At 40.3% G+C, this 25,962-nt stretch carries 17 protein-coding genes, 2 pseudogenes and 1 riboswitch; of the genes and pseudogenes, 4 read left to right on the top strand and 15 right to left on the bottom strand.

Going from position 1 to position 25,962, the window contains the following annotated elements; all coding sequences use genetic code 11:
• Positions 1–88 precede the first annotated feature (88 nt).
• Together H6G18_RS11850 and H6G18_RS11845 are read right to left on the bottom strand one after the other, a co-directional pair.
• A pseudogene (locus tag H6G18_RS11850) lies at positions 89–1,498 on the bottom strand (ShlB/FhaC/HecB family hemolysin secretion/activation protein); the annotation flags it as partial.
• Positions 1,499–1,750: 252 nt separating this feature from the next.
• The gene (locus H6G18_RS11845; protein ID WP_190407301.1) at positions 1,751–2,476 is read right to left on the bottom strand and encodes a glycoside hydrolase family protein; all 726 of its coding nucleotides are present in this window, start codon (positions 2,474–2,476) and stop codon (positions 1,751–1,753) included.
• Positions 2,477–2,816: 340 nt separating this feature from the next.
• Here H6G18_RS11845 and H6G18_RS11840 point away from each other — a divergent pair, with 340 nt between their 5' ends.
• Positions 2,817–3,842, top strand: a complete 1,026-nt coding sequence (locus H6G18_RS11840; RefSeq protein ID WP_190407300.1) for a 2-hydroxyacid dehydrogenase — start codon at positions 2,817–2,819, stop codon at positions 3,840–3,842.
• A gap of 4 nt (positions 3,843–3,846) precedes the next feature.
• Here H6G18_RS11840 and H6G18_RS11835 read toward each other — a convergent pair whose 3' ends face one another.
• From H6G18_RS11835 to H6G18_RS11815, 6 genes and pseudogenes are all read right to left on the bottom strand, one after another.
• Positions 3,847–6,015: a GumC family protein gene (locus tag H6G18_RS11835; RefSeq protein ID WP_190407299.1), complete on the bottom strand. Its 2,169-nt coding sequence runs from the start codon at positions 6,013–6,015 to the stop codon at positions 3,847–3,849.
• Between the two features lie 832 nt (positions 6,016–6,847).
• Positions 6,848–7,552 carry a precorrin-2 C(20)-methyltransferase gene (locus H6G18_RS11830; RefSeq protein ID WP_190407298.1) on the bottom strand — a complete coding sequence of 235 codons (705 nt, stop codon included), beginning with the start codon at positions 7,550–7,552 and terminating at the stop codon, positions 6,848–6,850.
• A gap of 2 nt (positions 7,553–7,554) precedes the next feature.
• Positions 7,555–8,181 (bottom strand): precorrin-8X methylmutase, encoded by a 627-nt coding sequence (locus H6G18_RS24735; protein ID WP_242040281.1) that lies wholly within the window; start codon positions 8,179–8,181, stop codon positions 7,555–7,557.
• A gap of 75 nt (positions 8,182–8,256) precedes the next feature.
• Positions 8,257–9,684: pseudogene (gene cobG / locus H6G18_RS11825) on the bottom strand (precorrin-3B synthase); the annotation flags it as partial.
• Between the two features lie 50 nt (positions 9,685–9,734).
• Positions 9,735–9,840, bottom strand: a riboswitch (adenosylcobalamin-variant (AdoCbl-variant) riboswitch).
• A 218-nt stretch (positions 9,841–10,058) separates the two neighbouring features.
• Positions 10,059–11,975, bottom strand: coding sequence for a GTPase family protein (locus H6G18_RS11820; protein WP_190407296.1), 1,917 nt, complete (start codon positions 11,973–11,975; stop codon positions 10,059–10,061).
• Between the two features lie 267 nt (positions 11,976–12,242).
• Positions 12,243–13,523: a serine hydrolase gene (locus H6G18_RS11815; protein ID WP_190407306.1), complete on the bottom strand. Its 1,281-nt coding sequence runs from the start codon at positions 13,521–13,523 to the stop codon at positions 12,243–12,245.
• A gap of 803 nt (positions 13,524–14,326) precedes the next feature.
• Between H6G18_RS11815 and H6G18_RS11810 the strand changes: the two genes are divergently transcribed.
• The gene (locus tag H6G18_RS11810) at positions 14,327–15,034 is read left to right on the top strand and encodes a sugar transferase (RefSeq protein WP_190407295.1); all 708 of its coding nucleotides are present in this window, start codon (positions 14,327–14,329) and stop codon (positions 15,032–15,034) included.
• Here H6G18_RS11810 and H6G18_RS11805 read toward each other — a convergent pair whose 3' ends face one another.
• From H6G18_RS11805 to H6G18_RS11780, 6 genes are all read right to left on the bottom strand, one after another.
• Positions 15,035–15,874 carry a carbohydrate ABC transporter permease gene (locus H6G18_RS11805; protein ID WP_190407294.1) on the bottom strand — a complete coding sequence of 280 codons (840 nt, stop codon included), beginning with the start codon at positions 15,872–15,874 and terminating at the stop codon, positions 15,035–15,037.
• Between the two features lie 50 nt (positions 15,875–15,924).
• Complete coding sequence (locus tag H6G18_RS11800; protein WP_190407293.1) at positions 15,925–16,509, bottom strand: 5-formyltetrahydrofolate cyclo-ligase; 585 nt, start codon at positions 16,507–16,509, stop codon at positions 15,925–15,927.
• 92 nt (positions 16,510–16,601) lie between these two features.
• Positions 16,602–17,546: a GDP-L-fucose synthase family protein gene (locus H6G18_RS11795; protein ID WP_190407292.1), complete on the bottom strand. Its 945-nt coding sequence runs from the start codon at positions 17,544–17,546 to the stop codon at positions 16,602–16,604.
• Between the two features lie 24 nt (positions 17,547–17,570).
• On the bottom strand, positions 17,571–18,650 hold the full coding sequence (gene gmd, locus H6G18_RS11790) for a GDP-mannose 4,6-dehydratase (RefSeq protein ID WP_190407291.1): 1,080 nt from the start codon (positions 18,648–18,650) through the stop codon (positions 17,571–17,573).
• Between the two features lie 467 nt (positions 18,651–19,117).
• Complete coding sequence (locus H6G18_RS11785) at positions 19,118–19,876, bottom strand: sugar transferase (RefSeq protein ID WP_190407305.1); 759 nt, start codon at positions 19,874–19,876, stop codon at positions 19,118–19,120.
• Positions 19,877–19,986: 110 nt separating this feature from the next.
• The gene (locus tag H6G18_RS11780; protein WP_190407290.1) at positions 19,987–21,132 is read right to left on the bottom strand and encodes a glycosyltransferase; all 1,146 of its coding nucleotides are present in this window, start codon (positions 21,130–21,132) and stop codon (positions 19,987–19,989) included.
• A 244-nt stretch (positions 21,133–21,376) separates the two neighbouring features.
• Between H6G18_RS11780 and H6G18_RS11775 the strand changes: the two genes are divergently transcribed.
• Positions 21,377–22,318, top strand: a complete 942-nt coding sequence (locus tag H6G18_RS11775; RefSeq protein ID WP_190407289.1) for an NAD-dependent epimerase/dehydratase family protein — start codon at positions 21,377–21,379, stop codon at positions 22,316–22,318.
• Between the two features lie 226 nt (positions 22,319–22,544).
• Here H6G18_RS11775 and H6G18_RS11770 read toward each other — a convergent pair whose 3' ends face one another.
• Entirely contained in the window at positions 22,545–23,807 is a 1,263-nt protein-coding gene (locus H6G18_RS11770; RefSeq protein ID WP_190407288.1) for a cation:proton antiporter, read from the bottom strand.
• 154 nt (positions 23,808–23,961) lie between these two features.
• On the opposite strand from H6G18_RS11770, the gene H6G18_RS11765 reads away from it, so the two are divergent.
• Positions 23,962–25,329 carry a cytochrome P450 gene (locus H6G18_RS11765; RefSeq protein WP_190407287.1) on the top strand — a complete coding sequence of 456 codons (1,368 nt, stop codon included), beginning with the start codon at positions 23,962–23,964 and terminating at the stop codon, positions 25,327–25,329.
• The last annotated feature ends 633 nt before the right edge of the window (positions 25,330–25,962 follow it).

Here is a 25,962-nt window from a genome sequence, read left to right as displayed (position 1 = left end):
GATATCGGGCATGGGCTGATTGTGGTTTTTGAGTTGTCGTTGTGAGAGACAATAACTCTACTACATCGGCCCTCTCTCTTCATCCTCTTATTTTGGCTAAGGTATTGACTATTAATAAGGTTTCTGGAGCTAAAAGACGCGCCCATTGAGCTTGTCCTTGCCAAGAAAAAAAGCGACTATCAGGAGACTCGTCGGCGTTGACTGTCGCATTCAATGCGCCTATGCCGAGATTAAATTGCGATCGCACTGCTAAAACTTCCCGACTGTTGCGAGTAGTCCATTCTTGAAAAAATCGCAATGCAGATATCCGCGTGCGTCCCTGTTCATCAGCACCAGGGGAAAGTTCGCTGGGAGGTAACTGTTCGTTGAACAGTGAGGAAGATATTTCACTTTCTCGCCGAGACGCTGTCAAACCAATAGCTAGGTCTTGGGTAGGAGATTGAACTAATGGTTGACGATAGGTGATTTCGTAGTATCGAGAGGAAGACTCAATATTAAGAATGTTGAAGGGTCTTTCAATCAGATTGCTGGAGGAAGTGCCAAAATTAAAACTGAGTGTGCCATTTCTGGCATTTAAGGGCAAGGTGTAGCTAGTATCAAAGGTGTTGCTCCCATCGGTATTACTATAACCTAAACTTATGCTATCACCCAAACCTAGCAAGTTGGCTTCACTTAATTGCACTCGGCGACGAAAACTACCAACTCCAGGCGATCGCCCGTTATCTAAAGCTAATTGAGTATTAAAGGATTTTGCTTCTGTGATTTGCACTTGCAGCACACTCGTACCCGGACGAGAACCGGCTGACAACTCAGCAGAGAGGTTTTGAATTAAAGGATTGAGTTGCAGTAGTTGTAATGCTTCTAGCAAATTCTCGCGGTTGAGGGGTGGTTTTGTGGCGATCGCCAAGCGACTACGCACATAATTGGGATTAAGTCGTCGATTTCCCGTAATTTGAATGTCTTCTAGCTTACCTTCCACCACCCGAATTTGAATCACGCCAGACTGAATAGTTTGCGGTGGGATATAAGCACCAGAAGTAATGTAACCTTTGGCAACATATAATTCGGTAATTTTGGAACGAGCTTGAAACAGTTCTGCTAAAGTAATCGGTCTTTTAGTAAACTCAGCAGTAACGTTGTCTAACTCTTCCTGGCTAAATACTGTACTGCCAACAACTTCAAACTTTTCCACCGTAATAGTTTGGGGGGTATCTTTGGGTACAGGCTGCTGTGGGTTGATATCGGGAGAAGAAGGCTGGAGTAGTTCTGCTGGTGGTGGTAGTTGTTGTGGCGACTGGGGGGGAGGTAAAGGAGTAGGTGCAGGTGGTTGGATATCTTGAGGCTGTGGTAGTTCTGGCGGCAAGACGGGGTTAGTATTTGGTAGTTGCGTCTGATCAACAGCTTGAGCGTAGACATTTTGAAAATCCACGCTGTTGAGTAATAAAAATATACTCAACGGCAACCAAGAAACTGCAAGTTTTGGGTGGCGATACATCATGCTAGTAGGTTGTTATTTGCCAACAATAAAAGGTCTGCACTGCTATGGCTTTAGAAGTGAATATTACTTCATCTTCTGCGGTCAAAAATGCTAACCATCAAAATTTCATCTATCGGCAGTAAGATTAACAATACGACACGACTACAAATTTATGCCTTGGCAAAACATAGAGGACAGTAACGAGGGTGTAGGAGAGAAACAGCAATGACCAATGACTATTAACTCACTTTTATAATTTATCTATTCCCATAATTAAGCGTTATTAAGTGGCTGAAGAAATAGTTTAGCTTCTGCTACTCGTCTGCGCTTTAACCCCGCTTCAACTGAACTACCAGGATTTCTGTACATAATTAATGTCGGTTCAATGTTGTCCCATTCTTGATTCTTCAAGACCCTGGTGATTGTTTCGAAACCTTTAAAACCGTAGAAATTCGCACCCAAGTTATAAGCAAAACTCAATAATGCTCCCTGTTGATAAGGATTTAAATCTTGCCATCGGGGTATTTTTTCTAGAAGTGGTAGATAATTACGCTCTAACTGAAGAATTAACAGATCGTCCGCCTCTGCTTGGGTAATTTTTTCACCCAACACCCATTCACTACCATCTTCTTTGCGCGTGGAACCCCAGCCAATGGTGTAAGGTTTACCTTTAGATAGAGGATCAGGATAAGCTGTCAGCTTACATCCTTCAAATTCCTTGATCAAATCCACCCCTGGCATTGGTAATTTGCCAGAAGTGCCGCCATAAAGTTTTGCTAGCTCAATTATTTTATTTAGAGCATTGCGAGTATCTATCTCTACTACCCCATCAGGTGTAATACCTTGTTTTTGCTGGAATTGTTTGACAGCAGCTTCTGTCTTGTCACCAAAATCACCATCTATCCGACCTGGCTCGAACTTCAGTTTAATTAAAATTTCTTGCAGTTCGTTTACTTCTGAGCCTTTTGACCCTTTTTTGAGAGTCTGTGTAATACCCATGTCGCGCTGATTTGTTTGATCAATAGTTTATACAACTACTAATCAAACGCTGTCTGTTTTTACACGCAAAGTATCTGTAACAAAAAGTTATATAGTAGTCCTGCGGGGAATAGGTAATTAAAAACTACAGTAGTCACAAGCTGGTAACTTGGGTTAATAGCAATGAGGACTGTTGAAGCATTAATTTTTGCTTTAGTTGTAATATCAGCTAGAAAAACGCCAAAACTGATAACTGATGAGCATAAGAGATGTTTTCGACTAGCCCGTTGTTAACATTGCTTGTGAAAACACCAAGCTAATATATATGTGAAAAATGTCCAGCATAGAACCGAGGTTTGGTATGAAAGTAGCAGTTTTCAGTACAAAAGCCTACGATCGCCAGTTTTTAGAAGCTGCAAATTCTCCCAAGCAACACGATTTGGTGTTTTTTGAACCCCGCCTCAATCAAGATACAGCTATTTTAGCCGCCGGATTTCCGGCGGTTTGCGTATTTGTCCATGATCAAGTTGATGCACCGACTTTAGAAATGCTCGCTTCACGGGGAACTCGCTTGATTGTTCTCCGTTGTGCCGGTTTCAATAATGTAGACTTAAATACTGCCAGTAAGTTGGGTATTACTGTAGTGCGTGTTCCCGCCTATTCACCTTATGGTGTAGCTGAACACGCAGTAGGTTTGATTTTGAGCCTCAATCGCAAAATTCACCGTGCTTATAACCGTGTCCGCGAAGGTAATTTTGCCTTAGATGGTCTTTTGGGCTTTAATCTCAACGGACGCACAGTAGGGATTATCGGTACTGGCAAAATCGGTCTGATTTTAGGACAGATCATGAAAGGATTTGGTTGTCATCTACTCGCCTATGATGTGTATCACAACCCAGAAATGGAAGCATTAGGTGGCAAGTATGTAGAATTACCTGAGTTATTTGCCAATTCTGATATTATCTCCCTCCATTGCCCCCTCACACCGGAAACGCATCACTTAATTAACGCTGAAGCTATAGAACAGATGAAGCCAAGGATGATGTTAATCAACACTAGCCGAGGAGCGCTAATTAATACCCAAGATGTGATTGAAGGGCTGAAAACTGGTAGAGTTGGCTCTCTCGGTGTGGATGTCTATGAGCAGGAATCAGAATTGTTTTTTGAGGATTTATCTGGGGAAATCATTCAAGATGATGTTTTCCAAAGACTGACGACATTTCCTAATGTACTTATTACGGGACACCAAGCATTTTTCACAGAGGACGCTTTGCGGAACATTGCAGAAACAACCCTCAATAACATTAGCGATATCGAACAAGGCCGTTCTTGTCCAAATGAAATCCGTCCTCAACCGGAAGTAGAACCTAAAATCTTGGTTAAGTAAAGGGCTACTTATGACTACTCACATCATTAGCGATGATACCAACTAAATTTAAGCTGTTTAAAATTTCTACAGCTTGAGTTAGTTCAGTTTGTGTCACCCAACCAATACGCCCTACCATCATAATTCCGTTGCAGTAGGAGGCCACAATTCTGGCATCAACTGTACCTAAAATGGGTGGAGCATCTATTAATACTAAGTCGTAGGTTTCCTCAAATAACTCAATTAGTTCCTTAAATCGTTGAGAACTGAGCAATTTTACCGTGTCTTCTGGTGTTTCTCCACTAGTCAAAACATCGATGGAAGGGTGAATTGGCTGGATGTAATCTTGAATCTCACTATTTGTCTCATCAAGCAGTAGCAGGGATAGTCCCCAGTCATTTGATAGTTGGAGAATTTTGTGTAGTTTAGGCGATCGCAGGTTAGCATCAATTAGTAGCACTCGTCTGTTCATGTGAGCCGCACTAGCCGCTAATCCCAGTGCTAAGGTTGTCCGTCCTTCTCCTGATAGTGCTGAAGTTATCATCACAGACTTACAGGGAAAAGGATATTTTAATATTTGCGTGTTTTGGTAAACCATATCCAAGGTTTCATGACAAGGTAGCCAAGAGTTACCTTCTTCCTCTGGAGGTAAGTTGCGTCCTCCCAGCCAAGATAAACTGGGAAGGCGTTTTTCCATCATGCGAGGGGCTAATTTTGGCACTGCTCCTAGTAATCTTAAGTTGCTTGCTTTCTGTAACTCTGGTGCAGAATGAATAATCCGATGACGCATTCCCCAAATCAGCGCCAAGATAATACCCAAAATCGGCCCTGTCACCATACCTGCAACTACCAGCCAGAACCTATCATTATTGATATTTCCTAGAGTCGGTTCCTCTAATATCTGCCAATCAAAACCCCCCTGAGCAATTTTCAGTCCCATAGACTGTTGTACTTGCAGCATTTGTTCAAGTGTTTTGCGTTGAGTTTCCACCTCTGGTAATAGGCGCTGATATTCTGCAATCAAACTAGGATATTTGCTGAGTTCAGAGCGAATTCGCTGTTCTGTTTCTCTTAGGCTCTTTTCATTAGCAATTAATCCTAAAGTCGTGGTCTGTACCTGAACAAATTCTTCCACTAAACTGGGATCAACCCCAACCAATTGATCTTGTGTTTGTGTTGTTTGTATTTTAATTTGAGCAGTTAACCGTTTTAACTCTTGCTGTACTAAGGTTAATTGACGCTGGCGTTGCTGCTTGAGGTTTTGAACGATAGGGGAGTCGTCTGTATAGCGTAGCTGCTCCTTGGCTAAAGTTTGTTCAGTCTTTTGCAACTCACTTGTAAGTGTTTTGTAGTGATTTGATTGAGCCAAACGCATCGATATAATTACTTCCTGGCTAGCATCTGCTATTTTTCCTGCTAAATTTTGGTAGCGGGCTTGTATATCTTGCAGTTGGGCGCGAGTTGTTTGTAGTTGTGTTTGAGTTTCAGCCAGAGATTTTACTAAAACTTGACTTTGTAATTCTGGATCTAGTAGATTGTGCTTTTTGCGAAACTGTTCTAATTTTTTCTCCGATTGCCTAAGCTGTTGTTTAATCACTGGTAAACGAGTATTAATAAATGCTAGTCCTTGATTTAAACGCTCTTGTCGTCGCTCTATGTTGTAATCTTGATAGATTTTTTGTAAAGCTAAAAGTACTTTTTGGGTTTTAATTGGGTCTTGATCTTGAAAGGAGATTTCAAATACGGGGTTAATGATTTTGTTAGCTTTTTGATTACTCTGTATCTGAGTTACTTGCAAGGGCTCTTTTTTATCGGTTTCTGTTTTCCCTTTAATATCTTCTATAGTAATATTTGGATAATCAAACCTTAGTAGGTTTACAGCCTTATTTACTAATTTAGAACTCTGCATCAAGTTCTTTTGTAAAGAATATTGATTAATACTTAATTTACTATCTGCATCATCTGTTATACCTAATTCTTCAGATACATTAGCACTTACTAATATCTGCATATAACTTCTATAAGTAGGCTTGTGCGCCATAGATATCAAGCTAGTCACTGACATTACTACACAAGAAACACCCAATACTATAAAACGTCGGCGCAGCAAAATTTTAGAAAGATGTCTAAATCTTACTGTATTAGGTAAAGAGTTAGTAACAAATTTTCCTTGTTTTAAACTTATGTTAGACACTATACAATTCCTCTAATATCAGTCAGAGCTTAAGAAGCTAAAGATTCTATTTTTAAGATTATTCAAACATAATCTTTCTATGAAAAATCATCCTCGCTATATATATTTGATCATTTTAAATTACGACTATCAAGGGTAAATATTTATAGTTACTGCAATATTAATTGATGATAAGCATATTGAGCTTAAGAGGAGAATATAATTAGTGTCAACTCCTGCAAGATTTTTTTTACCATATCCTCATTGATATATCCAAGTTTATTTTTTAATAGAGTTTATAGTAATAAATAATGCTATTAATCTATAAATAATAGATGTTATTTTTATTTATCAGGTTTTTTAAAATACACAAACAATCTAATTATTTAATTATTATCGAGTGGTTTTTATTACATATAAATCATGAGTATATAAGACGATATAGCTAAATATTGCAGGGTTTTTTGATATAAAATGACTGTAGCGATCGCCAAAATAATCACAACTGATAATTTTATTATTTGTTTAAATAAACATGATGCTAAAGCCAAAAATTATGAGAAAAAATATACATGAACAAATAATTGAAATTTCCCTAAAGTATCAGTTAGTTCACGGCTCCAAGTAATTTCTTGCATGAAAGTAACAAATATTAGCTGATTTACGATTAATTATGAATATGAAAATTAAAGCTTGCTTGAAATTATTTGATTATTTCCTGGTGACAGGATAAATTCATGGGAAACAAAAAATGCCATGATGATATTTCAAAAGACGCGATAAATCGCGTCTCTCAAAAATCAACTTAATATACTTAGGGATCTTGTGGTAAGTATCCACTTATGAGCGATTTCTACAGCCGATTCTTGCTAGGTATGACAATCATCGCAAAATAAGGTACTTCAGCCGGATTAACTTCATCTAAGGGTACAATCCTTTGCTGTGCCATTGTTGCTCGCTCGATGTATAATGCCCGTGATGCTAGTCCTAGTTGATGCAGGATATCCCGCACCTTGGAGAAATGACGACCTAGTTTCATAATTGCAGCTGCATCGGTTGTTAGCAATTTTGTGGTGAGTTCTTCGGCCGGGAGGGGTGCGGGTAGGACTGTGAGAATATCGTTGTAGTAGGTGAAGGGTACACCCAAGGATACAGGACAAGCCATTAATGAAGATACTCCGGGGACGACTTCCGTTTGGTACTGTTCAGATAAGCGTGTGAATACATACATAAATGAACCGTAAAAAAACGGGTCGCCTTCGCACAGAACTACCACATCCCTGCCGGCTGCTAAATGTTCGGCAATAGGTGCAACTTCTTGGTCGTAGATTTCCTGGGCTTTTTCTGGTTCTAAGGCGCGGGGTAAGTGAAAAGAAACTTCGATTTGTGCGCCTGTCAAATATGGAGAAGCGATCGCCCGCGCTATACTTTCTTTATCTGTGGCTGATTGATAGGCAACAACAGGAGCAGCACGCAATAGCCGCAGTGCTTTCAGTGTCAATAATTCAGGATCTCCTGGCCCTACACCAACTCCGTAGAGACGACCTTTCGCTGTCATAATTATTCTTCCTCCGTTGCCAGGGCGTTAACTGCGGCGGCGGCGATCGCACTTCCACCCCGCCGACCATGTAAAGTCATAAATGGGATATTCCGGCTATCTGCTGCTAATGCTGCTTTTGACTCGGCTGCACCCACAAACCCTACAGGAAAACCCAATATTAAGGCGGGTTTGGGGTATCCTGAATCTAACAGTTCCAGTAAGCGAAATAGGGCTGTGGGTGCATTGCCAATGGCGACAACTGCCCCTTCTAGATGTGGTTTCCACAATTCTAAGGCTGCTGCTGACCGTGTATTACCCAATTTTTGAGCTAATTCTGGGACTTCTGGCTCATTCAGGGTGCAGATAACTTGGTTATTTGCAGATAATCGCCGCCTGGTTACTCCATCAGCCACCATCCGACAATCACACAAAATCGGTGCGCCTGCTGCTAGTGCTGCCCTTCCTGACTGCGCCGCCGTTGGTGAATATGCCAAGTCTGTGACTATATCTGTCATTCCACAAGCATGAATGAGGCGTACAGCAACTTTTGCTATATCTGGTGGTAATATATCTAGATTTGCTTCCGACCGGATAATAGCAAAGGAATTGCGGTAAATTTCATTAGCATCGTGGATGTAGTCAGACATTGGATTTGAGGGAGATAATAACTGTTTTAATTGGGGAAATCCATATCGATGAGCGAATGCCCCAAAAGTTTCTTCGGCATGAAGTCGTTTTTGTTTATACACTTTGAGTATCTGCTCTATGAGTGTATATAATTGTGTGAAAGTAACATTTTGGTAGAGTTTACAACCAAATTTCTGATTACTGTCACCATCACCAATATAAACGTGATATGTTTCCTCTGTTCCATTTTTAATACCCATTAGGGTAATATCACTATGGTGATGTTGAGCGCAGGACTTATCACAACCGCTAAAGTGGATATTCACCGGACGTTCTAGCTTGACACGAGTTTGTAGATAATCAGCTAATGCTAGTGCATGACCTTTAGTATCTGTAGCCGCAGCAGCACAACCTTGATTACCAGAACAAGCTACCAATCCACTCTTAATATTACTGGCAGAAAAGTCTAATCCTAACCCAAGAATTTGACTCTGAACATCTGTAAGTTGTGGTTGGGGAATGTCAGTTAACAGCAAATTTTGCCAAGGTGTTAATCTGAGGGTTCCGTTGGCATATTTACTAGATAAATTAGCTAAACCTCTTAACTGTTTGGTTTCTAAACGACCAAGGGGTAAGACAAGACCTATGTAATATAAGCCTTGTTGGCGCTGGGGATGAATGCCGATGTGGTGATAGTTTGACCTCTCCCCCAACCCCTCTCCTACAAGGAGAGGGGAGTAATAATTTTCCTTCTCCCCCTTCCCTTGTAGGGAAGGGGGTAGGGGGGTTAGGTTCTTTCTCTCAAGTGCAGAAGGTAAGCGTTTCTCAACTTCTTGAAGATAACTGTTTAAACCTATATTATTGACCACTTCTCGCAGGCGGGGCTTACGTCTGCTGTTAGAGTCAACATGAGCTAGATAAACATCTGCCAAAGCGGCTAATACGGGTAAACATTCCTGTGGTGATAATAAAATTCCGGTGTCAACAGGTGGTTTTCCCTTTGGATCTATACTTAGACAAAGGCGGAAGTAAACCCCTCCCTCTACTAAAATTGCCGCAAAGGTGATATCGTTAAGGCGATCGCTTACCGACACCAATCCACCACCATCAAAGCACACGCTAAATTTTGCTGATAGTCCCGACAGTGCAGGATGTCCGGTAATGTAGTTATCCCAGCTTCTAACCAAGAGACGCGGATCAATTAATTCTTTGGGGTCAATACCAGCCGTGGGACTGGTCATAATATTACGGATTTGGTCTACACCTGTATTACTAGACCCCAAACCCAAGTCTTGAAGTTGTTTGAAGACTGTATTATCTATGACTGTGCGAATTTCGCGGATTTGGATGTTAGCACGATTAGTCACATCGATATAGCCACCGCCGTATTGGTCAGCTATATCTGCGATCGCCTGACATTGTTTACTATTAATCATCCCACCTGGTATTCTGATTCGAGATAAGATACCATCTTGGGCAGGTGTAGGATAGAATAAGCCAGGACAAGGTGTATAACTGGACAACAAAACTGAGAACTCCTTCCCTGTGCGACGCAAGGATTAGACAGCTAACTCTTGGAATTGGCATTCTGACTCGGAAAGTCAAAGAAAAAGTCTTTTACCTTTTCATTACAGTTGCGGCACAGCCCCGGAATCTCACCGGAGTTTCCCAACACCAAGCTTTAGTAATTTAGCATGAGAATATAGTCAACAAGTTGAATACTTTATATTTTTCATTAGATTGATTCTTCGCGCCTATCTTGCGAGTTCTACCTTAGCGATATGCGCGAAACACGAATCAACAGCGCCGAGTATAAAAATAGCAAAAGATCAGACCAATGCGATCGCTGATTTTATAGTTACCGAACCAGTCTAAGAAATAGCGATCGCCTGGGTGATCACACTTGCTGTAAATAGTAGTCGAAACGCTGGCGCAATTGTTCAACTGTGAGATTCTGAGTCCAGTATTCTATTAACGCATGACCAAAAGCCCAGGCGTTGCGGTCTGGTGTGGCGGGGTTTTCTAAAAGTAGCGGCCACAGAGATAAGAGGTCAAAGTTGAGTGTATTTGAGTCTTCTGTCTTCAAGAGTGAGAATAAATCATAAGCCATTTGCAGTTTACCAATGACTATCGGTAACTGTTCCACTGGGATTTGTTCGGCTAACAGATAAGCCAAGGTGGGGGAACCGGTGGAAATGGTAGAAATGAACTGAAGCACAGGACTTTTCAGTAATGTTGTTAGTCCTTGGGTTGTGGCCATTTGCAATGTATAGTGGTCAATAATTTTAGCCGCCGCCACGGTGCGGGCTTCTAAATTACGCAAGAAGCGGGCAAGTCTTAGTTGTTTAGCAGGAGCGATCGCTTGTATTAGTCCCAAGGATAAAGCGTCTATTCCCCAACCTACTCTACCCGTTTGCGTATCACTGGTGACAACGGGCAGAACTAAATTACAAAATTCTCCCAACAAGTTAGCACGATACTCTGTAGCTTCTCGAATGGCAATTTCCTTTGGTCTATCTCCCGATTCCCAATCATAAGGTGGTTGCCATTCTCGAATGGGACGTAGACGATCTACTTGTGAAACTACGGCGATCGCTGGTATATCTGCAACTGTAGTTTTGATGGCTTGCAAAAAGTCCACATCCATTTGCAAGGCTGGGTCAAGTACTGGTGTGACTAGCAGTAATAAATCAGCTTCAGTGGCATAATTTAATACTAATTCTCGTAAATCTCCCCGCTTGACTTGTTCGTATCCTGGTGTGTCCAAGAGATTCAGGGTTTCTCCACCTTGGGTTTGCCAGTGATAGTTTTGAATTTCTGCGGTGCTGGGTAACACGTCAACTTCTGCCAGATTACTCTGAAAAAGTGTGTTAATTAAACTGCTTTTTCCTGCCCCTGTTCTTCCTGCCAGTAAAATATTTACTGGTTTCTGCTCTACTCTTTCTACTGGTTCTACTTGAGCTAGGATGTTTTGCAGTGTCTGTGTTTTGGTTTTCGGTAAGGTTGGTGTGGAAACGGTGGCTGTTGTCAAATTTAGCGTAGTCCCACTGTAGAGAGCGATCGCCTGCCGACACAAGTTTTTCAAGGCAGCTTCCCGCAACAATTGCCCCAAATTCACCAATAATTGCTGATTTGCTTGATTAGTCGTCCCCTTCGTCGCCCGGTTAGCCGCAGCAGCTACAGGATTTAAGAACCACTGCGCCACATTCCACACTTTCCAGACCTTCCGCGCCGATGGTTCTAGCTTCCTGTATACTTCATACGCTTGATATGCTTGCCCAATTGTCACCTGATTGAGTGCTGGGGATAACTTCTGCATCCACTGATCTAAGTCATCGACTGTTCCCCGAATCAATTCATAAGCTTGGGGAACATAGATATTCAGTAGGGGATATTGTACATCTGGATAGTAGATCAGGGCGATCGCTCTAACTAAATCTTGACAACGTTGCCAAAAGGTTGTCCAATCTTCCCAAATGGGGCGATCGCTTTGGGCTGCGGTGAGAATTTCTTGTAATGCGGCTTCTACTTGTTGTGTGGTGTCACTGCTGATAGTTGGTGTAGCTGTATCCTCTACCGCAGACTTCAGTTCTTCTTTAACTTCGGCTAATGCAGCTTCTACTTGCTTAATAGCTGGTTGTGTCCATTTCACCAACAACCAACGCCAAGCCACAAATATCAGGGTAAACACACCCCAAATCCAGTTGATTCCCCATTCATGGATCTGTATCCCTGCGGATACTAGCAAGAAAACAATAATGGAAGCGATCGGCGTTGCCAATATCACCCACTGCCAAATTTTTAAGCGCACCATTACCCTATACCTAAAATTACTCCTGTGAAAAGTCTATCTTTTCTCATCTGGTAGGTAAGGTAGTTCCTTTTGTGGTAGAACCCTGGTAGCGATCGCACAATTCTGGAAGAGGAAATTTTACTGTTGTATCGTTACTTGTTCATACGTTAAGCGATGTCTATGACGGGCTACAGCTACGCTGTTTGTAATCTGAGGCTAAAAAGCTTATTTTTATCCTCAGATTACAAGCTTGATGAGGCGATATCAGCAACGATAAAAGTTCTGAGATCAGAATTTTCTTGCAGAGGTTGGTTGGTCTAGATAGCCATACACCAGGCGAGAAACCTGATTAATAAAAGTCCTAGCTCTAGCGTCACCAAATGGTCTTGCTACCATAATACCCGCCAAATAACGCTTACCAGAGGGTGTTTGGATAATTCCGGCATCTCCTAAAACTCTACCGAGAGTTCCCGTTTTATGAGCAATGACTGCACCTTTACCAAGGCCTACTGGTAACAGACTTCTATTTTTGCAGCGACTCATAATGTCCATAACTTGAGAGTTGCTTCTAGCAGTCAGCAACTTATCGTTAGAAATCAAAGCGGCTAACCGGACTAAATCTTTAGGACTGGTTGTGTTAGTTCCCTTAAAATCTCCTAGCAAGTTGCGAATTACGGTATTTTGCAATCCCCAACTGCGGAATTTTTGATTTAATCTATTTTTACCACCCAATCGATCAATCATCATATTGGTGGCGGTATTATCGCTGATGGTCATCATTTTGGTGGCTGTTTCCATCAGATTAAATCGAGTACCTGCTTTTTTATATTGCATAGTTCCCGAACCACCAGTTACCAAATCTCGGCGCATGACCAAAGTTTCATTTGGTTTAACTCTACCTGCGTCGATTTCTTCAAATAAAGCAATGAGAATGGGAAACTTAATTGTACTTGCGGCTGCAAAGCTTTTTTCTCCATTGATGTCTAAATACTCTCCCGTTTCCATGTCCAAGAAAAACATTCCGGGGGAAAGAGAACTGTATTTAGTCATTAGTCCTTTAATTTGAGCATTTAGTTGTGATATTTCTCGACTTAAAGGGACGACTCCGGCAAATTCTAAATTTTGGCTGACAGGAATAAAGATTTTCTCTTCACTTGATACTAATGCTGTGTTGTCAACATTCTTCTTAATCGCTGAGAAGTTGAGAATCCAATGTGAGGCGGAATCGCCTTTAATTACTAAATTTTCGGGAGAAGTTGTATAACCCGGTGCCAACTCGACCACAATTCTTGCAGTATTATTCTCAACCTTACCAACGCGAATTTCCTTAACTGCGGCTCCAAAATTTTGACGTTGTGTGTTGGTTTTTAAACTTGTTCCTGGCAAATCAATGACAATTCTATCTGGATTACTAATCAAAAAAGCTCTGGGGTTAACTTTTGAATCGGTCGTGATATTTAGTTGATTCCGATTAGGATCAAACCTCCATGATTCTAAGCGGGCTGCACTTGCTGGAGTAGATAAAAGAATGGTACTGATGAGGCTGATTAATAAAAAGGGTAATTTCATGCGTGTGAGTTGTGAGGAGCTACAGAGATAATTTGCAATTTTTTCCGTCATTTTCGGATTTATCCGGAAAATCTTGTGAGCAGGTGATATTTTTGGTTATTTTCTGACATCGAGACGTTCACAGATGTAAATAGTTCCACTGCGAACTTAAGGAATTAAAGCTGATACTTTAACCTTGTTAATAACGATTGGTCAATAGTAGATATTAAGGCTTTTAGAGTTGTACTAATACCATTTTGGATTTTAGATTTTAGATTTTGGATTGAAAATTGCTGTTGGTCTCTATGTTCTGTCAATCCATTTGCCATAATCATGTTTTACATTGGTATAAGTTTGTTCAAAGATGAAATAGGAGTTATAAATTTGTTGGCAGATGCTTGTAAGTGCATCGGCAGTAGGCAAAAAAATGAGTCGTATCAAGATTACAATAAAACGGGACTTCATAAATCACAAAGTCGCTGATTTTTACAAAAACTTGTTTTTGACAGATGAAAGACTTATCAAAATTTATTTGGTTTGATGGTCTAATATTGACTAATGCTCATCAAGTCGAAGCGATCGCCGCAATATTTTCTGTAGTATAAATCACAACTCAATCAACTCTCATCAAGCAAATCATTTCTAAAACACGCGCTATTATTAACCTTAACCAAAAAATAATCAAAACTTAAAATACCTAAGTCAAATTAAAAGACTGTATAAACTCTGAGCAAAATATTTTTAATGAAAGAGAATTGTTGTGTATATTTACACTTGGTGTAAGATAATTTGTTTTCCCAAAAACTAAGATTTAACTTATAGTTATGTCCCTACCTGATTTTACTCCTAAGCCAGAAAACTTTGCTGTTGATAGGTTAGCTGTGATGAGTTATCCAATGACAGTTGATTTTTTACAACAGCCTTTACACCCTTCTACTATTAGCATTACAAAAAGATTAATTGATATTTTAGGGGCTATTGTAGGGCTGCTAGTTACAGCTATCATCACAATTCCCATAGCAATAGTAACTATTACTACTAATCCAGGGCCAATATTCTACTCTCAAATTCGTTGTGGTCTGAACGGTAGGCATTTCCGCATTTGGAAATTCCGTTCTATGGTGGTTAATGCAGAGAGAATCAAGCATTTGGTAAAAAATCAAGCTCAGGGTCACATATTTAAATCGGTGAATGACCCACGTATTACGCCTATGGGTAAATTTTTGCGTCGTACTAGTTTAGATGAATTTCCCCAATTTTGGAATGTTCTCGTAGGCGATATGAGTTTAGTGGGAACCCGTCCACCCACACCAGATGAAGTCATTCATTATGAACTACACCATTGGGAAAGATTAAGAGTTAAACCAGGTATGACTGGAGAATGGCAAACTAAGGGTCGTTCCAGCATTAAAGATTTTGAAACTATTGTGCAGCTGGATCTAGATTATCAGCGTAAGTGGTCTATAGCTTACGACCTGAATCTTATATTCAAAACTGTCTGGGTAGTGTTGAAAAAAAGCGGTGCGTGTTAGTTAACCTTTAACACCACTGCCGATATCTGTTTCGACAATGTAACGCTGTAGGATAAGAAATAGTATAAGTACAGGTGCGATCGCTATCACGGAACCAGCCGCAACTAAACGCCAATCAAGGGAAAACGTACCCGCCAATTTCGCTACACCCAAAGGCAAAGTATACAAATTCTCATCTTGAATTACAATCAAAGGCCACAGAAAGTCACTCCAAGACCCGATAAATACGAAAATAGCTAGAGTTACTAATGCAGGTTTGACAGCTGGTAACATAATATGCCACCACAAGCCTAACTCAGAACTTCCATCCATTCTGGCAGCTTCTTCTATTTCTTTGGGAACTCCCATAAAAGCTTGTCTTAAAAGAAAAATGCCAAATGCAGAAGCCAAGCTAGGAAAAATCATGCCGAGATAAGTATTGCGTAATCCCATCTGCACCGTCAAAATGTACAGAGGTATCATCACTATCTGGAAGGGAATCATAATTGTAGAAACGATGGCAATAAAAATCCAGTTCCTCCCTGGAAATGATAGCCTTGCTAAGGGGTAAGCAGCCAAAGCGCAAAATAGGAGATTTAAGCCTACAGTCAGTACTGCTACTAAGGTGCTGTTGTATAAGTATTGTGCAAAAGGTAAAGAATTCCACACCTTAAAGAAGTTGTCTACAGTCGGCTGAACGGGTAACAACTGGGGTGGTGACTGAAAGATATTTTCTGTAGGTGATTTTAATGCAGTGCTGATGAGCCACAGTAGAGGGAAAAGTGTTACTAGGGCGATCGCTCCTAATAACCCATACATTACCAGCTTTTGCCAGCGCGATTTTTGAGTTATCCAATTCATCAGCTTAAATTTCCTGCCATCGAATTGACAAAGGCAAACTTCACCCAAGTTTAACCAGTTTCAGGGTAAATCACATTAGTTGTTTCTGTCAAAACCGCTTGTAAGGGTTGATCCCAATTTTCTACAGGTAATTGTGGCAAATAAGCAAAATCAAAGACAATTCCTATAGTTGGCTTTGTTAACCATTCTGGAGAACTCAGCAAGCGATCGTAATATCCACCACCATACCCCAAACGGTATCCTCGATAGTCACAAGCAACACTAGGGACGAGAATTAAATCAACTTCCTCCGGGTCTATAGTTGGGGCTTGGGGAAGAGGTTCTTTGATGCCGTAAGTATTAATATTGAGAGATTCTTCATGTGTCCAACCATGCCAGTGTAGGGATTGACCAATGCAGCGAGGAAATCCCCAACGGTGATGAGTATTGGCAAATAAGGGACTAAGGTCAGGTTCTTGACGAAAGCTGAAATAAGCAAGTATGGTTCTTGCTTGAAGAAAAAGAGTGGAAGATTGTAATACAGTACAGATGCGATCGCTTTTTTCTCGCCATTCTCCAACAGACATTGACTGCCGAGTTTTGATTAAAGTACGGCGTAATCTAACTTTACTTTTTTGATGGTCAACTTTGTCCATCGCTATTGCTTAAGTACATCAATTAAGAGAGGACAGGTGATTGGGGATAGGCTGTAAAGAAATCTTTTTCCCTATTCCCCATTCCCCATTCTCTAAGCAGCGTTTTGCCGATACCAATCAATGGTATTTTTCAATCCCTGCTTAAAGTTTACCTGAGCAGTGAAATTAAAAGCTTGTTTCGCCCGTTCGGTATCCAAACAGCGACGGGGTTGACCATTAGGTTTATCGGTTTCCCAAATAATTTCACCGTCAAATTCCATCAAGTCGCAGATGAGAGTGACTAAATCACGGATGGAAATTTCATAACCAGTTCCCAGGTTCACTGGTTCAGAGTCATTGTAGAATTGAGTTCCCATGACAATACCCCGCGCTGCATCTTCCGAGTAAAGAAACTCGCGGGTAGGACTACCATCACCCCAAACTGGAAGTTGTTGATCACCCCTAACTTGGGCTTCATAGACTTTGCGAATTAATGCTGGGATGACATGAGAACTTCCTGGGTCAAAGTTATCTTCCGGCCCATATAAATTTACTGGCAGCAAGTAAATGCCATTAAAGCTATACTGCTGACGATAAGATTGCAATTGAACTAAAAGAGCTTTTTTAGCAACTCCATAAGGGGCGTTGGTTTCTTCTGGATAACCATTCCACAGGTCATCTTCTTTAAATGGAACTGGTGTAAATTTGGGATATGCACAGATTGTACCCACACACACAAATTTTTCTACTCCAGCTTGATGGGCTGCATGAATTAATTGAGTACCCATAATCAAGTTATCGTAGAATAACTCTGCGGGTTTTTCCCTGTTGAGTCCAATACCGCCCACGTGAGCTGCTAAGTGGATAATAATATCTTGTTGGTCAACTGCTCGCTGGCAGTTTTCCCAGACACGCAAATCTAAGTCACGCGATCGCGGTGCGCTAATTTTTGCTGTGTCAGCCCCAGCCTGACGCAGTTGTTCTATTACCTGACGACCTAAAAACCCAGCCCCACCAGTAACGAGAATTCGTTTATTTTTTAGTTCTAAGGAGGTCATATTTTCATCCTTGGCAAGAGTTAATCAGAAGTGGAGTACACCCAGTTCTTGACGAATAGTAGCAAGATCCTGCGGTAGGGGTGAACTATTACCATTGGGTGAAGTATGACCAAGGGCTTGTAAATCTGCTTCTACCATTAATGCCACTAGTTCCTCGAAGGTGACAGAAGGCTTCCAGCCCAAATTTTGCTGTGCTTTGGTAGAGTCACCAATTAATAAATCTACTTCCGCCGGACGCAGATAGCGTTCATCAAACTCTACATGATCTTGCCAGTTAAGATTTACATAGCTAAACGCCAACTCTAGAAATTCACGTACTGAGTGGGTTTCACCTGTAGCAATTACATAATCATCTGGTTGATCTTTTTGCAACATTAGCCACATTGCCCGGACATAATCTTTGGCATAACCCCAATCTCGCTTGGCATCAAGATTACCCATGTAAATATTTTTCTGTTTGCCAGCAACAATACGAGCCACGGCTCTAGTAATTTTGCGGGTAACAAAAGTTTCACCGCGACGGGGAGATTCGTGGTTAAAAAGTATACCGTTGCAAGCAAACATACCGTAAGATTCCCGATAATTTACTGTTTGCCAGTGGGCATAAACTTTTGCACAAGCGTAGGGGCTACGTGGGTAAAACGGTGTAGTTTCACTTTGGGGTACGGCTTGTACTAAACCATACATTTCTGAAGAGCCTGCCTGATAAAATCGCACTTGAATACCTGTGCGTTGCTGGTAATCACGAATCGCTTCTAATAACCGCAGCGTTCCCATACCTACAGCATCTACTGTATATTCTGGTGAATCAAAGCTCACTCTGACATGAGATTGTGCGCCCAAGTTGTAAATTTCTGTTGGTTGAACTTCTTCCAGAATCCGGCGTAGAGTTGTACCATCAGTTAAATCACCGTAGTGAAGAAATAACCGTACCCCATCTTTGTGGGGATCTTCATAAATGTGATCGATGCGGTCAGTATTGAATGTAGAAGTCCGGCGAATAATACCATGAACTTCATAACCTTGTTCTAGGAGAAATTCGCTTAGGTATGAACCATCTTGACCAGTAATACCCGTTATCAATGCTCGCTTGTTTTGGCTCATGCTTTATGTATTCCCTTTTCTGTGTATTGAAATTTTTTCACATCAATTGATACAACCTAGCAGGTAATCACTAAATTGCCTAATAGTAAACTTACGCGTTTTAAAGAGTACCCGGATTGTATCGTAAATAAATATACTTAATAAATAAAAAAATTTTCAATAAATTAAGTCTTAATGCTCACAAGCCAAGTTCTTGAAGGCATTTTACCTATGACTCAGACATTTGAAAGGAATTTTCTTTGCCAAAACTTTACACAAATGCCAACTTTCTTAAGTATATATTAATAAAATACTGAGCATAAATGAATGCTGACTATCTAAGACTACAGCCCTCTCTACGAAACGCTACGTTAACATTACAAACTTTCAATAATTAACACCATTCTACTTAAGCATTCAAGCGAACATGATATTATTTTGCCTCAGAGGCATTGTTAGCCCCTGAAGCAAAAAAAATTTTCTTTTGTTTAGTATGCTCCGTTATTTTTCGGCATAATCACCACATCAATTGTTTTCAATATGATCCATACATCCAACCAAAGAGTTCTAGATTTGACATAATGTAAATCGATTTGTACTCGGCGTGGATAGGGAATGTCATTACGTCCAGAAACTTGCCATAATCCAGTAATTCCTGGTCGAATTGTTAAAACTGGTTCGATGTGATTACCATATTTTGGTAATTCTTCTGCTACTAAAGGGCGTGGACCGACAACACTCATATCCCCTTTTAAAACGTTCCAAAATTGGGGAAATTCATCCAAACTAGTGATTCGCAAAAATTGCCCAATTTTAGTAATTCTGGGGTCTTTTTTCAACTTAAAACTACTTTCAAATTCTTGTCGCAACTGTGGCGATGTTTCCATCATTTGCATGAGAATTTCGTCTGCGTTGCTGACCATTGTACGGAATTTAATACAATGAAAGGGCTTATAGTTTTGACCGATTCTCTCTTGGACATAAAAAATTGGTCCTTCTGAGCTTAAAGCAATCAGCAAGGCCAGAATTAAATAGACTGGTGAGAATAAGATCAACACCAACAACGAAAACACGATATCGAAAAGTCTTTTAGCAAACTCTCCGTTTAAACCTTGCAAAGACAAACCTTTGGGTTTGATTTTAGGTGTCTTTGGCTTGTGACCACGCTTGACAGTAGAACGCATAGATGAGCTAGCATCTTGCCGTAAGCGTCGCTTGCCGGAGAGGAGTGAACTCTGGGCAGTCATCATACTCCTTAATAATCCACACCACACATAGTCCCAATCTTAAAGCCAAAATGAGTTGCTTCTGGGATTAAATTGCCAAAAGCACATAAAAGAATTACAAAAAATTCTGCCTAGCTTGCTAAATTAGGCTTTTGTTTTTGGCACTGGTCTAAGAAACCTAGATAGTGCTTGGCAAAGTTTTGTGGGGAAAACTCAGCAGCGTGCGATCGCATATACTCAGGATTAAGATCATCTTGATACATTTCAAATTTTTCCACTGCCTCCACCAAAGCTGCTTCTGTTTGCATTTTAAAAAAAATACCCGTTCCTGTATCTTTATATGATCGTACATCTCTGACAGTTTCTGTTGCACCCCCCATACCATAAGCAATTACCGGAGTACCACAGGCTTGTGCTTCTACTAAAGCTATACCAAAGTCTTCAAAAGCAGCATAGACAAATGCTTTAGCTCTGGCCATATACTTTTTCACTACATCATCAGGTTGCCACCCTAGAATTTGAATATTAGAGTTAGCTAGCTGGCGAATCTCTTTCATTTCTGAACCTGTACCAATAATCACCAATGGCCGTTGTAATTGGTTAAACGCTTTTACAATTAGGGATACTTGTTTATAACTCACTAAACGGCAAACCGTGAGATAAAAATCCTCTTTGTGGGGTAAAAACGGGAATGCTTCCACATTGACAGGAGGATAAATCACCGTTGCTTCGCGCCGATAGCAACGCCAGATGCGCCGGGCTGTGTAATGAGAATTAGCAATAAAGTAATCAACCCGATTTGCACTTAACACATCCCATTGGCGTAAACGATGCAGCAAATATCGCGTTACCCATCCAGCTACGCCACTTTCTAGTTGGCTGTAACGCAAATAATCAAAGGTTAAGTCCCAGGCATAACGCATGGGACTATGGCAGTAGCAAATATGTAGTTGGTCAGCAGTTGTCAAAACTCCTTTGGCGACAGCATGGGATGAAGACAGAATTACGTCATATTGGCGCAAATCCAGTTGTTCAATTGCCAAAGGTAACAATGGTAGGTACTTTTGGATACCATTGCGGGCAAAGGGAAAGTTTTGGAGGAAAGTCTTGCCAATCTGACGTTGGTATAAGTAACTTTCAGGATTTTTAGACTCAAAATCGATAAGGGCGTATAAATCAGCATCGATATGATTCAGAATTTCTCGCACAACAAGTTCTGAACCGCCAGTGGCTTTTGGTGTCAGCCACTCATGAACAAGAGCATATTTCAAAGGCACAGCTAACTTTATGGTGTAGAAAATAACTCAGGCAAAGTTTTCTTTGCCAGCAATAAATGAGAAGCGCCCCAAGTAAAACTATAGATGTAATTCTCTCAGGAGAGGTTCCAGAGGGATACAGCAACCTGATAACCTCAAATTGGGGACTAGAGTTAGGGGCTAGGGACTAAAAATTAGACATTAGTTTGACACTAGCTGCTCATCTCTAGCTTCTAGCTTCTAAAAACGTAGGAATGGGGAATTTATGCGAATTTTAATTATGGGTGGCACTAGGTTCATTGGTGTCTATTTGACTAAAATGCTTGTAGAACAGGGACATGAAGTAGTACTTTTTAATCGTGGTAATCGCCCCCTACCAGGATTGCAGGGAGTAGGACAAATTATAGGCGATCGCACGGATGCCACGCAGCTCAAAGAAAAATTATCACCAGAAAATTTTGATGTCGTTTTTGACAATAATGGCCGGGAGTTAACAGATACTCAACCACTGGCTGAAATTTTTCAAGACAAGGTACAACATTTTGTTTACATGAGTTCTGCGGGGGTTTATCTCAAATCTGACCAACTACCCCATATTGAAGGGGATAAAGTAGACCCGAAAAGTCGCCACAAGGGTAAGCACGAAACCGAAGCCTATTTGCAGCAACAGGGATTACCCTTCACTTCGATTCGCCCCACATATATTTACGGGCCGCTTAACTATAACGATTTGGAAGCTTGGTTCTTTGATCGGATTGTACGCGATCGCCCGCTTCCCATTCCCGGTAATGGCTTACATATCACTCAGCTAGGTCATGTCAAAGACTTAGCAATGGCGATGTCTCAAGTCATTGGCAACAAACAGGCTATTGGGCAAGTGTATAATATTTCCGGCGATCGCTTTGTCACTTTTGATGGTTTAGCCCGTGCTTGCGCTCAAGCCCTTGGCAAATCAGCCGATGACATCAAAATAGTCCATTACGACCCGAAAAAATTTGATTTTGGCAAACGCAAAGCCTTTCCCATGCGAGTGCAGCATTTTTTCGCTTCAATCAACAAAGCACAAACAGAGTTAAATTGGCAACCCCAATATGATTTAATTTCTGGGCTGGCTGATGCTTATGAACATGATTATGTAACAACTGGACGAGATAAATCAGAAATAGATTTTTCTGTAGATGACGAGATTCTCCAAGCACATAATTGAGTGATGAGTAATGAGTAATGAGTGATGAGTAATGAGTAATGAGTGATGAGTAATGAGTAATGAGTGATGAGTAATGAGTAATGAGTGATGAGTAATGAGTAATGAGTGATGAGTGATGAGTGATGAGTGATGAGTGATGAGTGATGAGTAATGAGTGATGAGTGATGAGTAATGAGTGATGAGTGATGAGTAAGAATTGCTTCCCCTACTCTCTCTCATCTCCCCATTACCCATTAACAATTTTGCGTTCGTACCAATTCATTAATGGCGTGGCAGATATGCCATGTATTACCACAGAAACAACAATAGTAGTGTAGGTTATCCAAGCAATTTTTTCAGCAACTTCACCTGTTAAACCATTACCAAAAGCATAGGCAAGATAATACAAAGAACCAACACCGCGAATACCAAACCATCCAAATAATAAGCGAGTAAGTCGATGCAAGCGGCGGCGAGGTGAGTTTAATGGACGTTTACCAATTGTACTAATCCAGGCTCCCACTGGTCTAATAATTAAGAATAAGAAAATCACCACTATTAACGATTCATAGGCATAATTCACTATCGGCTGCCATAGCAATATTGAACCCAACAATAAAATTGTGCCTACTTCTAAAAGTTTTTCTAACCGTTCAATAAATTCTAATTGTGCCAGTGGTCTTTCAGGATTTCTATAACTATCTTGGACAACTAATCCTGCAATAAATACTGCCAAAAATCCATAACCATTCACAACTTCTGTCAGAGAATAGGTTAGCAAAATTGTACTGAGAGCAATAAAATCTTCCATCAATACATCAGCAGAACGGTGTTTTTGGATTTTTTCATCAATCCAAACTATTGTTTTTGCAACAACAAAACCCATTATCAAAGCAGCAGCGATCGCCCAAATTAAATCAACTACCACCCATTGTTTAAACCAGTTGTTCCAGTTGTTATCTTTAATGGCAAAAAGCCCAAAATATACAAAAGGAAAAGCTAAAGCATCATTTAAACCTCCTTCAGAAGTTAACCCAAAGCGTAACTCGTCTTTGTCATTTATATCAGTTAGTTGAACTTCCGAAGCTAAGACTGGATCAGTAGGGGCAAGAATGGCTCCTAATAAGATGGCTTCCCCCCAACCCATTCCTAAAAATAACCTACCTATAAATGCTATGGCAATAATAGAAATTGGCATTAATAAGCCAATGAGACGTGCTGTAATATCCCAAACCTTACGTCTACCTGGATGGATGATTTTTAATCCACAACTAAAAACTGAAACAATTACTACAAATTCTGTTAATTTCTCTAATAATTCTGCATTAAATATATTATCTCGCCGTAATTCTATCAAACCAAAGCCGTAAGGGCCAAGAATTATACCCACCAATAGATAGATGAGTGCAAAAGATAGAGGTAGACGCGCAATCCAACCAGATCCTAAGGTGACGACGAGCAAAAGTAGCCCAATAACCAATAAGTCAATAATATAAATATCTATTACCATAGAAAATAAGTATAAAAAGTGAAATTAACTTAGTTATTTTAATGGCGATCACTCGTTTATCTAAATTATCTACAGGTATATTTTATTAAGATATTTTCTGTTTATTTCTACTTCTGCTAGCTTAGTGAAGATATTGCTAATAGGAGCATTTGTCATGAAACTTCCAAATAGTCCAGAAATGCCAAAGTTCATGCAGCTATTGCAGTGGATTTATAACCCATTGCAACTAATGGAAGCATCTGCCAAAGCTCACGGAGATTGTTTTACACTATGGCTAACAAATAAACAGCCAATGGTGTTTTTAAGTAATCCTCAAGCAATTCAGCAACTTTTTACTACACCGTTAGAACAATTAGATGCTAGAGCCTCAGCCCAACTTTTACAACCCTTATTAGGGGAAAACTCCTTACTCTTACTGTCTGGGGAAACTCACCAACGCCAGCGTAAGTTGTTAACGCCACCCTTTCATGGCGATCGCATGAGGGTTTACGGCGATATCATTACTAACATCACCAAAGAAGTCATTAGTAATTGGAAGATTGGAGAACCTTTCTCTGTACGTGACTCTATGCAGGAAATTGCCTTGCGGATAATCTTACAAGCTGTCTTTGGTTTGCATGACGGAGAACGTTATACACAATTGCAAAAACGCTTGTGTGGCATATTAGATTTAACTGGTTCTTCCTTGCGTTCTACTCTCTCTTTTTTCCCCTCGTTGCAAATAGACTTAGGTCGATGGAGTCCTTGGGGAAATTTCTTGCGTCAACGAGAAGAAATTGACCAATTGCTTTACGCCGAAATTCAAGACCGCAGAGATCATCCAGACCTATCTCGTACAGATATCCTCTCATTAATGATGGCGGCGCGGGATGAAAATGGTGAATCCATGACCGAGGTCGAGTTACGTGATGAATTGATGACCTTGTTAGTCGCCGGTCATGAAACCACCGCCTCAGCTTTGACATGGGCTTTATACTGGATTCACAAATTACCACAAGTCCGTGAAAAACTTCTGACTGAGTTAGATAATTTTGGTGACAATGGTGACCTAAATGAAGTTACTCGCTTACCTTATTTAACTGCTGTCTGTCAAGAGACACTACGCATCTATCCCATAGGCATGGTTACCATCCCGCGTATTGTCAAGACACCTCTGGAAATTGGTGGTCATCAATTTGCACCAGGAACTTCGCTAATCGGTTGTATTTATTTAATGCACCGCCGACCAGATTTATATCCCCAACCTGAAAAGTTCAACCCAGAAAGGTTTTTAGAAAAGCAATATTCACTATATGAGTATTTACCATTTGGTGGCAGTAACCGTCGCTGTGTAGGTATGGCTTTTGCCTTATATGAGATGAAGTTGGTTTTGGCAACAGTCTTATCAAATCTGGACTTAGGATTAGTTGATAACTATCAAGTCAAACCCATTCGCCGTGGTGTTACCTTAGCACCTTCTGGCGGTAAATGGTTAATCGCCACAGCACGCCATCAAAAAACCAAAAACTCAGTTGAAGTCTAGTTAATAACGTCTATTTTTAAGCTAATATCAAACATCTATCTTGAAAATATATGCTTGATATTAGCTTGATTGACTAAGGGAACACCAAAAAATAAATTATCCGCAATTGATGGTTGGGTAGAGTGCGTCAGTATGAATAATTTCTGAGTATAGTTAGGTTCTATCGCACTGACGCACCCTACAGTTTGGATATTTTTTATCTGGAAGTCCCTAAGCTACAAATCTATTAAGCTAAGAAAAATATGTGAAAAAAGATAATATATTTTAATATTAATTTTTATTACAAAATAATTACTTCGTTATATTTTGAAACAAAGTTATCATCATCAAAATTGCTGAAGCAAAACAGTTTTTGCTTAGACAAAAATCAGAACTTACACGGATATAAATTCCATAAAAAGTATCTAAAATGGTGAGTTACTAAAGGATAGATTTACATCTTGGAATATAGAAATATAGCGTATCTTATGTGGAACGCGAAACAAGATGAGTGACGTAGACTGTATGCAGAAAAATCACACTGAAATTTATTCTCAATAAATAATAACTTTCTGCTACTTCTAAGTGTCATAACTTGCTGACGTTTTAGTTACGCTATATGCCAAGACCCTATGATTGACAAAATTCATTCGT

Source organism: Anabaena subtropica FACHB-260, assembly GCF_014697105.1.
Classification (GTDB): Bacteria; Cyanobacteriota; Cyanobacteriia; order Cyanobacteriales; family Nostocaceae; genus Trichormus; species Trichormus subtropicus.
Note: the sequence above shows the minus strand (reverse complement) of the source record. Positions and strands in the feature narration are given on the sequence as shown.

Bases quoted from the DNA above. Each gene is read 5' to 3' on its own strand.
- H6G18_RS11815 (WP_190407306.1), bottom strand. From the start codon at position 13,523: ATGAAATTACCCTTTTTATTAATCAGCCTCATCAGTACCATTCTTTTA.
- gmd (WP_190407291.1), bottom strand. From the start codon at position 18,650: ATGAGCCAAAACAAGCGAGCATTGATAACGGGTATTACTGGTCAAGAT.
- H6G18_RS24735 (WP_242040281.1), bottom strand. From the start codon at position 8,181: ATGTCTGACTACATCCACGATGCTAATGAAATTTACCGCAATTCCTTT.
- H6G18_RS11785 (WP_190407305.1), bottom strand. From the start codon at position 19,876: ATGACTGCCCAGAGTTCACTCCTCTCCGGCAAGCGACGCTTACGGCAA.
- H6G18_RS11810 (WP_190407295.1), top strand. From the start codon at position 14,327: ATGTCCCTACCTGATTTTACTCCTAAGCCAGAAAACTTTGCTGTTGAT.
- H6G18_RS11845 (WP_190407301.1), bottom strand. From the start codon at position 2,476: ATGGGTATTACACAGACTCTCAAAAAAGGGTCAAAAGGCTCAGAAGTA.
- H6G18_RS11830 (WP_190407298.1), bottom strand. From the start codon at position 7,552: ATGACAGCGAAAGGTCGTCTCTACGGAGTTGGTGTAGGGCCAGGAGAT.
- H6G18_RS11765 (WP_190407287.1), top strand. From the start codon at position 23,962: ATGAAACTTCCAAATAGTCCAGAAATGCCAAAGTTCATGCAGCTATTG.
- H6G18_RS11795 (WP_190407292.1), bottom strand. From the start codon at position 17,546: ATGACCTCCTTAGAACTAAAAAATAAACGAATTCTCGTTACTGGTGGG.
- H6G18_RS11820 (WP_190407296.1), bottom strand. From the start codon at position 11,975: ATGGTGCGCTTAAAAATTTGGCAGTGGGTGATATTGGCAACGCCGATC.
- H6G18_RS11805 (WP_190407294.1), bottom strand. From the start codon at position 15,874: ATGAATTGGATAACTCAAAAATCGCGCTGGCAAAAGCTGGTAATGTAT.
- H6G18_RS11800 (WP_190407293.1), bottom strand. From the start codon at position 16,509: ATGGACAAAGTTGACCATCAAAAAAGTAAAGTTAGATTACGCCGTACT.
- H6G18_RS11775 (WP_190407289.1), top strand. From the start codon at position 21,377: ATGCGAATTTTAATTATGGGTGGCACTAGGTTCATTGGTGTCTATTTG.
- H6G18_RS11840 (WP_190407300.1), top strand. From the start codon at position 2,817: ATGAAAGTAGCAGTTTTCAGTACAAAAGCCTACGATCGCCAGTTTTTA.
- H6G18_RS11770 (WP_190407288.1), bottom strand. From the start codon at position 23,807: ATGGTAATAGATATTTATATTATTGACTTATTGGTTATTGGGCTACTT.